Below are 13,682 nucleotides of genomic sequence, written 5' to 3'. Positions count from 1 at the left end.
GGAGGATCGTGTATTTGGATGGAGCCTGACGTAACTTTCCGTCATGGCTATCGACCAGAAAATCATCGAACGCATCAGCAAGCTGCTCGCGCTGGCCGCCGGCACGTCCAGCGTCCATGAAGCCGAAAGCGCCGAGCGCCAGGCCATGGAGCTGATGCGCAAATACATGATCTCGGCGACGGACCTGCAGGCGAACCGGTACGTCATCCAGCAGCACGACACCCGCTGGCACCGCATCCCGGGCTGGGCGTCGCTGCTGATGCATACCATCTGCTCGTTCGTCGGGGTCTACGACCTGTACATCACCGGGCGGTCCGAGGCCGACGTCCGCGCCCGCTGGGTGCTGAGCGGGCTGCCGGCGGACATCGAAAACGCGCTGTATCTGTTCGACGCCCTCGTGGCCCAGCTCGAACGCCACACGAAAGCCTTCATCGCATCCTACAACCGCCCGCCGGCCCGCTGGGCCGTGAACGACTTCCGGAACGGGTGGACCGAGGCGGTGCACACGCGGCTGCGCCACATCGCCCAGCGCGTTTTCCCGAACAAGGTGATCGAAGGCGCGCTGGTGCCGGCGGATAAGCGGTCGCAGATCGAAGTCTGGTACAAAAAAACCACCGGGCAGCGGCCGCGCCTCTCGTCCGTGGTGCACCGCAAGTCGGAGGGGTATTACGACGGGATGCGGAAAGGCACCGAGGTGCAGGTCAATCAGGGCATCAGCCGCAAGGCCGTGCCGGAGGAGCGGCGGCTGCGCTCGTAGCGCTACATGCGTCGCGCCGTTCGATCCCGCAACGATTTCACCCCAATCCACCATGCATCGATACATTCCTCTGATTCTCATCGCCGGCTGCATCGCGCCGGGTCCTTTGACCGTGCACCCGACGCCCGAGGGCCCGATGCCGGTGCTTACGAAGGCGCTCGGCCCCTTCACCCGGCCGGCGTCCACCGTCCCGGAGGCCCAGGCCTATTTCGATCAGGGCGTACAGATGATGTATGCCTTCGCGAGCGACGAAGCCCCGACATCATTCCAGGAAGCCTGGAAGCGAGACCCCGACTGCGCGATGTGCTACTGGGGCGAGGCATGGTCCTGGGGCCCCTACCTCAACGGTCCAATGGAGAACGACGACGCGCCGCACGCTTACACGGCCGCCCGGGAGGCGGTCAAACGCCGCGATTCGGTCACCGGAGCCGACCGCGCCCTCATCGATGCCATGGCCGTGCGCTACGCCCCCTCCCACGATACCGACGAACGCAAGCGCCTCGACACCCTCTATGCCGAGACCCTGAGGGGCGTGTACGAGCAGTATCCGGAAGACCTCGAGACCGGCACCCTCTACGCGGAAGCCCTCATGCTGCTCGAACCGCGACGCGGACGCTGGAATGCCGAAGACCCGGACATCCGGCGCATCCACGCGGTGCTGGAGGACGTCCTTGCGCGCGACATCCGCCATCCCGGGGCCTGCCACCTGTACATCCACGCCACGGAGTCGACCTCGGTGCCGCAAAAGGCCGAGATTTGTACGGACTACCTCGGCAATGCCATTCCCGGCGCGAGCCATATCAACCACATGCCGTCGCACACCTACAACCGGGTGGGCCGCTGGGGTGAAGCCGTGCGCGCGAATATCCAGGCGTGGCATTCAGATCAGAAGGCCGCGATCGGTGAGGGATTCGCCATTTACCCCTCCCACAACCTGCACATGCTCCTTTTCGCGGCCTCGATGGATGGGCAGGGCGCGGTGGCCATCCAGGCCGGCAAGGACATCGCGAAGCTCGGAGACACCTTCCGCTTTTTCGAGCCGCTCGCGCTGCTCCGTTTCGGGCGGTTCGATGAAATCCTCACCCTCAAATCGGCGCCGCCCCAGCCGATCCCCCGGGCGCTGTGGGAGTTCGCCCAGGGCTATGCGCAGCTGCGCACCGGCGACCTTGCCGGCGCGCGGGACAGGCTTTCCCGCCTCGACCGCGCCATCGCCTCGACACCCAACACCTCCACCTTCAGAGGCCACACCGCCGATAAACTCGTCGGCGCCGTGCGAAGCATTCTTGCCGGCGAGATCCTGCGCAGCGAAGGCCGGCTCGACGAGGCCATCGCCACGTTCGAACGCGGCATCGCGCTCGAAGACAGCCTGATCTACGACGAACCCGAGCCGCTCAACTTCGCGGTGCGCCACTGGCTCGGCGCCGCCCTCCTCGAAGCCGGCCGACCGACGGATGCCGAGCGCGTTTACCGGGAAGCCCTGGCCGACCACCCGAACAACGGTTGGTGTCTGTTCGGGCTCGCAGAGGCGCTCCGGGCGCAAGGCCGAACGGCGGAAGCCGAAGAGGCCCAGACCGCATTCGAAGCGGCCTGGGCCCGTTCGGACACCTGGATCCGGGCATCACGGTTTTAGGGGCGAAGCCCGCAGGGCGTTACGCCGTGATTACGCAGATCGTGCGCCGCGGATGGCTCCGCGACCAGCTCGGATCGTAGTGCCAGTCCGCACCCGGGCCGGCGTCGCTGCCGGCGGGGTTGAAGGCGCGGCCGTAGGCATCCAGCGCCACGGTGTAGGCGCCATCCTGCGTGCCGGCGGGCAACAAAAACGTGCCCACGTTGCTCCAGCCGGTCTCCGACACGGCGATGTGCCACCGCTCGAACCGGCTGCGCTGCGACGGGATCGTCATGTCGCCGATCCGCGCCAGCGGGCTGCCGTCGCATCCGCTGACCCCCGCCTGGACATTGCGGAAGTGCGGTGCCGACGCCGTGTAACTCACGCGGATCTCGATATCCTGACCCGCCGGCCGGCTCAGCACCGGGCACGAATCCGGAAGATTTTGCCATCCCACCGAGCCGGCCTCGCGCCAGGCGATGGTGCCAAACGAAGCGATCGGGTTCGTATTGTCCACCTCGAACGCGACCGGCGCGCTCTCCCCGATGACCGACTTCGCGGCGTTGCCCGTCTGGAGCTTCACCGCATAATGCCCGTGGGTCAGGCGCCAGGTCTCCCAGTTCAACAGCCAGTGGGGAAAGACGAGGTCCGCCGCCGGGACGATGGGGTACCAGCCGTTCGCGTCCGGCACAAAGGGCACCGGCGCGCCGCCACCGAGCCGGGGCGCGTTCCAGGAGAACTGGGTAAAAGGCACCTCCGACCCGCCCTCAAAGGCGTACACCAGCCGATAGAATTGCGCGCCGGCAAACCGATGGCACCCGTGCAGCTGGATCGTCCCGGCATACGGCGCCTCGCCGACCGCCAGTTTCGGACTGTCCGCAAACCCGAACGCCGCATCCGGCGGGGGCAGGCGTCGCGGCCGGTTCGGCCTCAGCGCGTATCCTGCCGCACTGTGGTAACCGGGCTCAAGCGGCATCAGGCCGGCGGTGACGATGGTCGGCACCGAACACGGCGGGACGACGGGCCCCGCGCAGATCGGCGACGCCAGGGCGCTGCCGGACGCCACGAGCGTCACGTTCGGGATGGGGCCGGCATTCCAGCGGACATCAAAAAAGCCCTCGTTGTAGATCACTTCCTCGACCCCGTCGAAGTCGTAATCCTGCGTCACGCGGAACGTGATGTCCGGTACATCGAAAATCGGCTGCCATTCGGGCACCAGCACGGCCTTGCACTTCAGGAATGGTCCGAGGTACCGCGCCGGCGAGAGATCCCGCGCCGCCACGTTGTGCTGCGACGCAAACGATGCGAAGGCTTTTTCGCGTCCCTCGCGCTCCGTCAGCGCCACGGGCAACGGAGGCGGCACCGGCGTCGTGAACGCCGGCCCTTCGAGCACGGCCTGCGCCTCGAGCGCGGACGCGCCGAACGCCGGCGATTCGCGGAGTGCCTCGAGCCGGACGGCGGCGCCGGCGCCGAGCACTTCCTTCAGCCGCTCGAACACTTCCGGCCGATCCAGACGGAACGGGGGCGGATCGGGCTGCGGGATGGGGAAGAGTTCGCGGACGAGATCCTCCAGATTCGGGATCCGGATGTCCGGATAGCACACGTATTTCAGCCGCCAGCGGAGAATCCAGTCGATCTCCCAGCGCGGGACGAAGACGCAGAAGTTGCCGCAGGCGTCGGTTTTCACCGTCGCGATCTCCTCGGTCCGGCAGTTGAAGGGGAAGAGCCAGTAGAACGGCGATCCCCCGGGGAAGAAGCCGAAAAACGAGCAGTCCGTATCCTGCACGTGCACCGTCGCGTTGGGTACGCCGTACTGCACCCCGGTCACGGGGTCGTTTTTGACGACGCGGCCGCAGATGCGGCGGAAAAAGAGCAGCTGGGGATCGATCAGCCACTTCACCCGTTCGTGGGCTTCGGCGAACGTCGTTTTGACGAGTTCTTGCGCCGGCACGCCGGAAAGTTCGCTCAGCCGGAGCGCCTGGCGCTCCGTGAGCACTTGCTGGTCAGGCACCGCCTCAGCGGCAGCCTTCTGTTTCGATTGTTTGGCCATGATCGTATGTGGTCACCATGAGATAATGCAGGTATAGAGGCGATAGGCGCGGCAGAAAAGAGGGGGAACGCGCCGCGGATTCGGAGTGTGTAGAGAGATGCGCAAACAGAACCCGCCAGCCGACAGCGGGGTTTGGGGGATGGGAGATGCAGGATGTTGTAAATAGGATTTGGGATGCAGGATGTTGGATGCAGGATGTTGTAAATAGGATTTGGGATGCAGGATGTTGTAGATGGGATTTTGATGCAGGATGTTGGATGCAGGATGTTGTACATGGGATTTTGATGCAGGATGTTGGATGCAGGATGTCTGTCACTCAACATCTTGCACGCCGCATCCTGCATCCCGCATCCTGCATCCCAAATCCTGCATCCCGCATCTTGCATCCCAAATCCCGCATCCTGCATCCCGCATCTTGCATCCCAAATCCCCCATCCCCCATGCCCGCTCGCCCCGTCGTACTCGTCCACGGCTTCCTCGACACCGGCGCTGTTTTTCGCCGGATCGAGAAACGGCTGGCTGACCACGGCAGAACAACGCATGCGCTCGACTTCAAACCGAGCGATGGCCGGGTGGGGCTCGAAACCCTCGCCGGCCAGCTGGCCGAGTATGCCCGCGGCGAACTCGCCGGCGCGGCGTTCGACCTGATCGGGTTCAGCATGGGCGGCCTGATCGCACGCTACTATGTGCAGCGGCTCGGCGGGCTCGCGCAGGTCGGCCGGCTGCTCACGCTCGCCGCCCCGCACCGGGGCACGTTCTGGTCCCACTTCGCCCCCCTTCCCGGCCTGCGGCAGATGCGGCCCGGAAGCCCGTTCATCGAAGACCTGAACCGCGATGCGGACACGCTCCGCCAGGTGGGATTCGTTTCGCTGTGGACGCCGTACGATCTGCTCGTCGTCCCCGCCCGCAGCGCGGTGCTGCAGAACCACCCGGACATCCGGTTGCCCATTGCCGCCCACCCGCTTATGTTAGCGGATCGCCGCGTGCTCGATGCGATCGTCCGCCTGCTGGACGCTCCGCCGCCTGCACCCTGACTGCACCGCGTCATACTTCCCAGCCGCACGCAGAGACTCCCCAAGACCGACATTCTGTCGCTCCGCATCCATACACCCGCAAGGCATGTTTCGCTACCTCCTCTTTTTTCTCCTCCTCGCCGGCTGCGCCACCGACACCCCGCCGGCCGACACCCCGTTCGTCCTCACCGACGACGGCGCCTGGTGCTGGTACCAGGACCCGCGCGCCGCGTACATCGACGGCGCCCATCGACGTACCTACGCCGCCTGGATGACGGCCGGCGGGCAGCTGACCGTCGGCTCCTACGACCACGACACGAAGGGCGTGGCCATGCACACCCTGGAGCTGGACTGGGACGTCGACGACCACAACACGGCCTCGCTCCTGCCGCTCGACGACGGCCGGCTCATGGCCTTTTATGCCCGCCACAACGGCAAGGGCCTCTTCACCCGCACCACGCTGAATCCGGAGGATATCACGTCGTGGAGCGATCCGGTCACGGTGTCGGACACCGACCGGATCACCTACAGCCATCCGGTCTATCTGCGGGATGAAGGCCGGTTCTACGTCTTCTGGCGAGGCCCCAGCTGGAAACCGACGTTTTCGACGTCGGAAGACGGCGTCGCCTGGTCGGAGCCGCGGATCCTGCTCCAGGAGACCGGCCGGGAATCCGACGACATCCGGCCCTATCTGAAGGTGTTTTCGGATGGCAAATCGGCCATCCACCTTGCCTTCACCGACGGCCACCCGCGCAACGAGCCGACCAACTCGATCTATTATGCCCGGTACGAAGCCGGCGCCTTCCACCGCGCGGATGGCTCCAGGATCGCCGGCATGGACGAGACGCCCTTCCGCCACCTCGAGAGCGACCTCGTGTACGACGTCCGGTCCTCCGGCATCCGCTCCTGGATCTGGGACATCGCCGCCGATGCCGACGGCACGCCCGTCATCGCCTACACCCGCCTCCCCGAAGAGACGGATCACCGCTACCACTACGCCCGGTGGAACGGCTCCGGCTGGGATGACCAACAGATCGTCGCCGCCGGCCCCTGGTTTCCCCAGACGCCCGCCGGCGAGGCCGAACGCGAAGTCCATTACTCGGGCGGCATCGTCATCCACCCTTCCCACCCCGACATCGTCTACCTCTCCAGGCCCGTCGACGGGGTGTTCGAAATCGAGCGGTGGGACACGCCGGACGCCGGCGCCACCTGGACCTCCCACCCGATCACCCAGCACTCTGAGGCTCTCAACGTCCGCCCCGTCGTCCCCTACGGCTACCCCGGCACCGACGACCTCGTCCTGTGGATGAACGGCGCCTATGTGCACTACACCGACTACCACACGGGAATTTGGATCGCCAATCGGACATCGAAAATCGCCCAGTGAGGCCCCCACTTGAGGGCAATTCGCACCCAACTCAAACGATAATAAACATGTCATCTCGACCGAAACCCCCGCGTACGCGGGGGGAAGTGGAGAGACCTCCTTGAGCCGAGTAAAGCGCCATGGACGATGCGGCGGCGTCGCGACCTCCAAATGACATACAAAAGCCAGTTGTAAGGAGGTCTCTCCGCTACTTCGCCGGCGAGCCGGCGTATCCGGTCGAGATGACATCTTTTTTTGGGCATCTTGCCCTAATTCAACGGCTGATTCGCGCTAATCGCTAATCTCTACCCATTGCCATCCATTCGCCGGCACAGCGACCTCTACCTCGATGTAATACCCCCGATCCAATCCCATCCGCGCAGCCGGTCCATCCCCAACTCGGACCTGCGCGCGATCGGTCAGCCCCGTGTAATACAGCGGCAGACGGATCGTCTCGCGCAGCTCCGAATCCGTCGGGTTGTAGATCATGGCGAGGCCTTTCACATCCGCCTCGGGATTGACGTGGAGCAGCCCGTCCCAGCGCCGGCCGTCGGCGCGGCGGAGGTGGATGATGTCGCCGTCGAGCGTCGCGCGGTAACGTTTGTAGAAATCCACCCACCGCTTCACAACCGCTTTCGTCTCGTCCGTGTCGTACAGCCGTGGCCCTCGATACGCCGCCATCACGCCATTTCCGAACAGGTTGGCGAGATGGGCCTCGTACGCGTCCAGATGGTCGGAGAGCGGTTCGAGCGTGGCGGCCTCGCCGCCGCCGTGGTACTCGACGAGCGGCACAAACATCCACCCCATCGAGGGGGTCTTCTCCCAGGTGCCGTCGTAGATGTTCTGCCGGCCATGGATGATCTGCTGGGCGCGCGGCAGGCTCCAGTTCGTCTCCCGGTACCCCATCGCGATCTTGGTTGAGCCGTTCAGGACATAGAGGTCGGGGACGTTCAGGTAGACGCCGTTCGCCAGCGCGCGGGCATAAAACCGGGTGATCCGCTCCCACTGACGCCACTGCGAATCCGCCAGGCCGCGGTGCCCGGGATGCGTCGTCGAGGCGCAGACGTCGCCGGGGTACGAGCCGTCGTGCTCGAGCACGTCCATGCCCGTCGCATCCAGAAACCGTTCGAGCTTCGCGAAATACGCCTCGCCCCACCGGCTCGTGAGGCACGGCGCGTTGCCGAACTGGGCGCCGCCCGGCCGGCCCGTCGCCGGGTCGATCACATCGGTCTCGTCGTCGATCCGCCGGCTCGACAGCAGCGAATAGCCGCCCAGCTCGATGCCCTTGCCGTGGGCATACGCCACATCGTCCCGGATCCGTTCGATGTAGGCCGGATCCTCGTTCTCCATGTCGAATCCGCTCCCGAACGTGATGATCACCATCTCGAAACCGACCTCCGCCGCCTGGTCGACGGCGCGCCGGATCGACGCGGAGTCCGACTCACGGACGTGCATGAAGATCGGGTTCTCGGTAATCCAGGGTGCGATCGTCCGGTACATCCGCCGCACCGCGAGGCCGCGCCGCTCGCGGTCGTCGCTGTCGTAGAGCAGCTCGTAGGTCCGGTAGGTGACGAGTGAGTCGCCCGGGCCGAGGTCGATCCCCGGGCCGATCGGCGGCCGGCTCTCGAGCAGCGCCGGCGTGGTCTTCAGGTAGCTGACCTGCGTCTCGTAGAGCGAGTCCGGCATCCAGTGGATCGTCGCGTTGGAGGACGCCGCGTCCATGCCGTGGAAGCTGTAATCGCTCTGGACGTGCATCGCCGGCAGCATCCACCGCTCACGCGTTTCGACGGACGACTCCGCCTCCACCACCGCCAGCACCTCGCTGACGAACCGGTCGAGCCGGACGGTCCGCGCGCTCCGGTTGCGGACGGTAAGCCACTTTGCCATAACGGGCATCGAACGGTGGAGCGCGTAGTGGACATCGACCTCCACGCCCAGGTCGCCCGGTGCGTCGAAGCGGAGCGCCACCTCCACACCGGGGGGCGGCCACACGCTGTTGCCGGCGTAGCGGCGGTTTTTCCAGTCCAGATGCGGCCGGAGGGGCCCCTCCCGGTAGCCGGCGAACCGGAACGCGGCCGGGTCCGCCTCGAGCGCGTCGATCCACGCCTCCGTCAGGTAGGCGTGGTTCGGCTGGCCGGTCAGGCCACCGACATCGTACCAGATGCCGTCCAGCTGCACCCGCGCCTCGGGGCGGACGGCGCGGAGCATCGCGGCGCCCGTGACGAGGTTGTCAAACCCCACCGTCGCGGCATTCGGCGCCAGCCGGAGTGTGCGGCGGACGAGCCCGTTGTCGAGCGTCAGTTCGTGCGCGGCGGCGTCGTACCGGATGGCCGCCGGCGTGGCAGGCGGATGAACGAGCCAGTCGGATGACGACGTCTCGCCGGCGGGCGAGCAGCTCGCGAGTGCCAATAGGAGTAGCGCGGCAGGTCGAACGATGGGTATCATGGGGTCCCGGTGCGTGGTTATCGTGCATCGGGAGAATAACGAAGATCCCTGCAACCACCAATCCCACCCGAAAACGACGCTCGTGAAACGACTCATCCTGCTGCTTGCGCTCGCCGGCTGCCAGCCCGACGCCGAACCGACGCCCCGCGCCGAGATCCTCGGCCACATTCGCATCTATGAGGATGCCGACGCCTACGCAGCCTGGCCAGCGCTGGTCGAAACCCGCGGTGGCGACCTGCTCCTCGCCTTCACCTCCACCGAGCAGCACGTCTCGCCGGACGGCGCCATCGTCGCGATGCGATCGGCGGACCGCGGCCGTACCTGGACGGGCCCCGACACGCTGTACGATTCGATCATCGACGACCGCGAATCCGGCCTGACCGCCCTCCCCGACGGTCGCATCCTGGCGCACATCTGGTCGACGCACTGGACGCGCACGGACTACGAGACGACCTACGGCAACGCCTACGACGCCGAACGACGCCAGCGATGGATCAACCAGGTGGATCGGCCGGCGTACCGCGACGCCGCCCCGCTCCACGGCAGTTGGCTGCTCGTGTCGGAGGACGAAGGCCGAACCTGGTCCGCACCGCGCCGCGGACCCGACACCATCCATGGCGGCGTCGCCCTGCAAGATGGCTCACTCCTCGTGGCTGCCTACCGGACGAACGAAGGCCACATCGGCGTCTACGCTGCGCCGGATCCGGCGTCCGAATGGGAGCAGATCGCCACCGTCACCTGCCCTACACCCGACATCCTCCGATTCGGCGAACCCCACATCGTCCAGCTCGATTCCGGCCGCATCCTGATGGCCATCCGGGGCACCGCGATCCCGTACAACGACCAGAGCGACCTGCTCAACGTCTGGCTCACGTATTCGGATGACGGCGGCCGCACCTGGGCCGACCCGTTCCAGGCGCCGCTATGGGGTTTCCCGCCGCATCTGTTCCAGCTCTCGGACGGCCGCGTGCTGCTGACGTACGGCTACCGCCGGCCGCCCTATGGCGAACGCGCCGCCATCAGCCCCGACGGGATCACCTGGTCTGCCGATGACGAGATCATCCTCCGCGACGATGCCCCCAACCACGATCTCGGCTACCCCGCCTCCCTCGAAATCGCCCCGGACACCCTCCTCACCGTCTACTACCAGCGCCCCGACACGACGTCGCATAAAGTCGATATCTGGGGGACGATCTGGACGGTTCGATAGTCGATAGTTGATGGTCGATAGTTGATGGTCAATGATGCCAATAAGCAGTTGAATTAGGGCAAAATGTCCCAAAATAATGTCATCTCGACCGAAGACGCCGGCTTGCCGGCATTGGATCGGAGAGACCTCCTTAACATGGGCTTTTGAATGCCATTTGGAGATCACGACGCGGCCGCATCCTCAAAGGCGCAGTGCTCGGCATAAGGAGGTCTCTCCGCTTCCCCCGCGTACGCGGGGGGTTCGGTCGAGATGACATTTCTTTTTGCTGAACGTTTCAACGGCTTATTCGCATCAATGAAGGGTTCTGCTGTATGAGTGAGCAATGCACCCTGCATCGACCATGAACTCTCGACCATCAACGATTATCATTTCATCAGCTGCATCGTCCGCGTGAACGAGGCGCTGCCGGCCGTCATCCGGTAGAAGTAGATCCCGCTCGGCAGGCCCGCCGCGTCGAAGGAGACCGCGTGCCGGCCGGCGGCCTGCTCGCCGTCGACCAGCACGGCCACTTCCTTGCCGAGCACGTCATACACCGCCAGCCGAACCGCGCCATCCACAGGCGTCTCGTAGGCGATGGTCGTCACCGGGTTGAAGGGGTTCGGATAGCTGGCTTCCAGCGCGTAGGCCTCGACGAGCGCCGGAGCCAGGGCCGTGCGGCTGTAGCTGAAGCGGCCGTCGAAGTCGACCTGCTTGAGGCGGTAGACGACGTCGCGTGCCGGCGCGGCGTCGGTGTAGCGATAGCGCGTCTCGCCGCCGGCCGTGCCGCGGCCCTCGACATAACCGACCGCCTGGAACGTAGCGCCGCCGTCGGCGGAGCGCTCGACGTGGAAGCCGGCGTTGTTGGTCTCGGAGGCGGTGGTCCAGGCGAGCTGCACCTGCCGGCCATCGCGACGGACGGTGAAGGCCGTGAGTTCGACAGGCAACGTGCCGAGCACGGCGTCGAAGCGCAGCAGACGGTGGTTCGAGACGTCCGCAAGCCAGAGTATTTCATTCACCGGATCGATGGCCATGCCTTCCGGCTGGTTGAGCGTATTCGCTGCCACGCTGCCCCCCCGGTTGGCGCTGGTCGAGGTAAAATCAGCCTGCCCGAGCACGCCATCGGCGGCGGCGCCATCCGCTTGGTTCGCGGCGTCGTCGTACCAGAGGAGCCGGTTGTTATTTCGGTCGGCGACCCACAGGTGCCCCAGCGCATCGACGGCCACGGCGAGCGGCTGATTCAGGGTGCTGGCCGAGGCGGCGCCGCCCTGATTGGCCTGGCCGGCGGCGAGCGTTGGCTGCCCGAGTACACCGTCTGCATTGGCCCCATTGGAAGCGGCTGCCGCATTATCCCACCGCATGATGCGGCTGTTGTTTTTGTCCGCCACCCAGAGGACGCCGTTTTCATCGACAGCCGTATCGTAGGGGGAGTTCATACCTGCTGCAATCGTCCCCATATCATCCTGGTCACGCGTAGCGGACGTAAATAAAGGCTGCCCAAGCACCCCGTCGGCGTCGGCCCCGTCCGCCTTGGCGGAAGCGTTGTCGTACCGGAGGACGCGGTGGTTGCCCTGATCGGCCACCCAGAGGCGGCCCGCGGCATCTACTGCGATGCCCCGCGGGGAATACAGGGTGTTGGCTGCGGCGCTGCCCCCCCGATTCGCGCTGTTCGACACAAAGTCGGCCTGCCCCAGCACCCCGTCGGCGCTGGCGCCGTCGGTGAGGCTCTCGGCGTTGTCGAAGCGCAGGATGCGGTTATTCGCCTGATCCGAGACCCAGAGCGAGCCGGCGGCATCGACAGCCACGCTATAGGGGCACTGCACGGTCCAGTCGCCGAGGGCGCCGCCCCCGTTCGAGAGTCCATCGGTGAAATTGACCTGCCCAAGTACCGCCTCCGCGTCGCTGGCATCGAGCATCGCATCGGCCGATGCCCAGCGGAGGACGCGGCTGTTGTTGCAGTCGGCCACGAAGAGCTTGCCCGTCGGCCCGATCGCCATGTCGCGCGGGTAGCGGAGGATCTCCGCCTGGGTGTCGGGCGTGTTCGACGCCAGATCGATCTGCCCCAGGACACCGTCGGCGTCGGCGCCGTTGGCGAAGGGTTGGGCCAATGCGGGCGCCGCGAACAGGGCGCAGAAGAGGGTAACAACGAGCGTTTTCATCGCGTTCTGGACCGATGGTGATAGCAGGACATTTGGCCCGGGTTTCGGCCAGATCGGCGAAAACTATAGCGTTTGGGCTTGTTGCATGGACTTTTCAAACAGGGTAAGTTGCGGAGGATGGTTCAAGGTATTTTGCTTCATGACTGATCTCACGCAGCCGTGTGCCTGGTAATCTGATGCAGGATGCAAGATGCGGGATTTTGTACCGGGCAACAGGCTTTTCGGGCGAAATCCTGCATCCTTCATCTTGCATCCACAGATGGACACGATGCCTTGCGTAACACGAGTTAATGAGTCGGCCTTGCCCCATTGAATCTCGAACCTTAAACCTTGAACTCATCCTTCGATGCGTGGATTAACAGGCAAAACAGCCATCGTAACCGGCGGCCTCGGCGACCTCGGGTATGCCTCGGCGAAACGGCTCCGCGAGGAAGGGTGCAAAGTGGCCCTGTTCGACCTCAAGCCGGACGACGCCGGCATGGCCGAGGCCCTCGACGCACTCTTCGTGCAGACCGACATCGGCGACGAAGCCTCCGTCGAACGCGCCTGCACCCGCGTCGCCTCCACCCTGGGTCCGGCCTCGATCCTGGTTAATAGCGCCGCAGCGTTCATTTTTGCCGGAGTAGAGGCCACGCCGGAGCAATGGGAGCAGATTTGCCGTGTCAACATCGCCGGCACGTCGCTCATGGCGAAACACGTCGTCCCCCAGATGAAAAGCCTCGGGGGCGGAAGCATCGTCAATTTTTCGTCGGTAAGCGGTTTTGTGGGCCAGCCAAACTTCGCTACCTACAACGCCACCAAATTCGCGATCCGTGGCCTCACGAAATGCTGGGCCCAGGACCTCGCGCCCCATGGAATACGCGTCAACACCCTCTGCCCGGGTTACATCTATACCTCCGCGTTCGTAAACTCCTGCCACGCGCTCGGTCTCGATGTCGAGAACGAGAACGAGCGTGCTTCGGCCATGCACCTGCTGAACCGGCAGGGCCGGCCGGAGGAAGTCGCGGCCGCCGTCGCCTTCCTCGCCAGCGACGACGCCTCGTTCATGACCGGCAGCGACATGCTGGTCGACGGCGGCTATCTCGCGAAATAAGCGATAC

Annotated in this window: 9 protein-coding genes; 6 read left to right on the top strand and 3 right to left on the bottom strand. The window is 65.3% G+C overall.

The annotated features are described in order from the left end of the window. Positions 1-43: 43 nt before the first annotated feature. Both R2834_15080 and R2834_15075 read left to right on the top strand, forming a co-directional pair. The gene (locus tag R2834_15080) at positions 44-757 is read left to right on the top strand and encodes a DUF2786 domain-containing protein (protein MEZ4701660.1); all 714 of its coding nucleotides are present in this window, start codon (positions 44-46) and stop codon (positions 755-757) included. 52 nt (positions 758-809) lie between these two features. Further along, complete coding sequence (locus tag R2834_15075) at positions 810-2,387, top strand: tetratricopeptide repeat protein (GenBank protein ID MEZ4701659.1); 1,578 nt, start codon at positions 810-812, stop codon at positions 2,385-2,387. Between the two features lie 19 nt (positions 2,388-2,406). On the opposite strand, the gene R2834_15070 is transcribed toward R2834_15075, so the two are convergent. Beyond that, positions 2,407-4,413, bottom strand: a complete 2,007-nt coding sequence (locus R2834_15070; protein ID MEZ4701658.1) for a hypothetical protein — start codon at positions 4,411-4,413, stop codon at positions 2,407-2,409. A 440-nt stretch (positions 4,414-4,853) separates the two neighbouring features. On the opposite strand from R2834_15070, the gene R2834_15065 reads away from it, so the two are divergent. Further along, positions 4,854-5,447: a hypothetical protein gene (locus tag R2834_15065; protein MEZ4701657.1), complete on the top strand. Its 594-nt coding sequence runs from the start codon at positions 4,854-4,856 to the stop codon at positions 5,445-5,447. Between the two features lie 85 nt (positions 5,448-5,532). Continuing rightward, entirely contained in the window at positions 5,533-6,813 is a 1,281-nt protein-coding gene (locus R2834_15060; protein MEZ4701656.1) for a BNR-4 repeat-containing protein, read from the top strand. A 270-nt stretch (positions 6,814-7,083) separates the two neighbouring features. Here the strand turns inward: R2834_15060 and R2834_15055 are convergent, their stop codons facing one another. Continuing rightward, positions 7,084-9,237: a hypothetical protein gene (locus tag R2834_15055; GenBank protein ID MEZ4701655.1), complete on the bottom strand. Its 2,154-nt coding sequence runs from the start codon at positions 9,235-9,237 to the stop codon at positions 7,084-7,086. Positions 9,238-9,319: 82 nt separating this feature from the next. Here R2834_15055 and R2834_15050 point away from each other — a divergent pair, with 82 nt between their 5' ends. Next, positions 9,320-10,447 (top strand): sialidase family protein, encoded by a 1,128-nt coding sequence (locus tag R2834_15050; GenBank protein MEZ4701654.1) that lies wholly within the window; start codon positions 9,320-9,322, stop codon positions 10,445-10,447. Positions 10,448-10,812: 365 nt separating this feature from the next. Here the strand turns inward: R2834_15050 and R2834_15045 are convergent, their stop codons facing one another. After that, on the bottom strand, positions 10,813-12,582 hold the full coding sequence (locus R2834_15045) for a T9SS type A sorting domain-containing protein (GenBank protein MEZ4701653.1): 1,770 nt from the start codon (positions 12,580-12,582) through the stop codon (positions 10,813-10,815). 346 nt (positions 12,583-12,928) lie between these two features. Here R2834_15045 and R2834_15040 point away from each other — a divergent pair, with 346 nt between their 5' ends. Beyond that, positions 12,929-13,675, top strand: a complete 747-nt coding sequence (locus R2834_15040) for an SDR family oxidoreductase (protein ID MEZ4701652.1) — start codon at positions 12,929-12,931, stop codon at positions 13,673-13,675. Positions 13,676-13,682 lie beyond the last annotated feature (7 nt).

This window comes from Rhodothermales bacterium (genome assembly GCA_041391505.1).
Lineage (GTDB): Bacteria > Bacteroidota > Rhodothermia > Rhodothermales > JAHQVL01 > JAWKNW01.
The sequence above is the reverse complement of the archived record's forward strand: the minus strand, read 5'-3'. Positions and strand labels throughout refer to the sequence as shown.

Coding starts and splice junctions, on each gene's coding strand:
- R2834_15065 (MEZ4701657.1), top strand. CDS start 4,854: ATGCCCGCTCGCCCCGTCGTACTCGTCCACGGCTTCCTCGACACCGGC.
- R2834_15055 (MEZ4701655.1), bottom strand. CDS start 9,237: ATGATACCCATCGTTCGACCTGCCGCGCTACTCCTATTGGCACTCGCG.
- R2834_15040 (MEZ4701652.1), top strand. CDS start 12,929: ATGCGTGGATTAACAGGCAAAACAGCCATCGTAACCGGCGGCCTCGGC.
- R2834_15075 (MEZ4701659.1), top strand. CDS start 810: ATGCATCGATACATTCCTCTGATTCTCATCGCCGGCTGCATCGCGCCG.
- R2834_15045 (MEZ4701653.1), bottom strand. CDS start 12,582: ATGAAAACGCTCGTTGTTACCCTCTTCTGCGCCCTGTTCGCGGCGCCC.
- R2834_15070 (MEZ4701658.1), bottom strand. CDS start 4,413: ATGGCCAAACAATCGAAACAGAAGGCTGCCGCTGAGGCGGTGCCTGAC.
- R2834_15080 (MEZ4701660.1), top strand. CDS start 44: ATGGCTATCGACCAGAAAATCATCGAACGCATCAGCAAGCTGCTCGCG.
- R2834_15060 (MEZ4701656.1), top strand. CDS start 5,533: ATGTTTCGCTACCTCCTCTTTTTTCTCCTCCTCGCCGGCTGCGCCACC.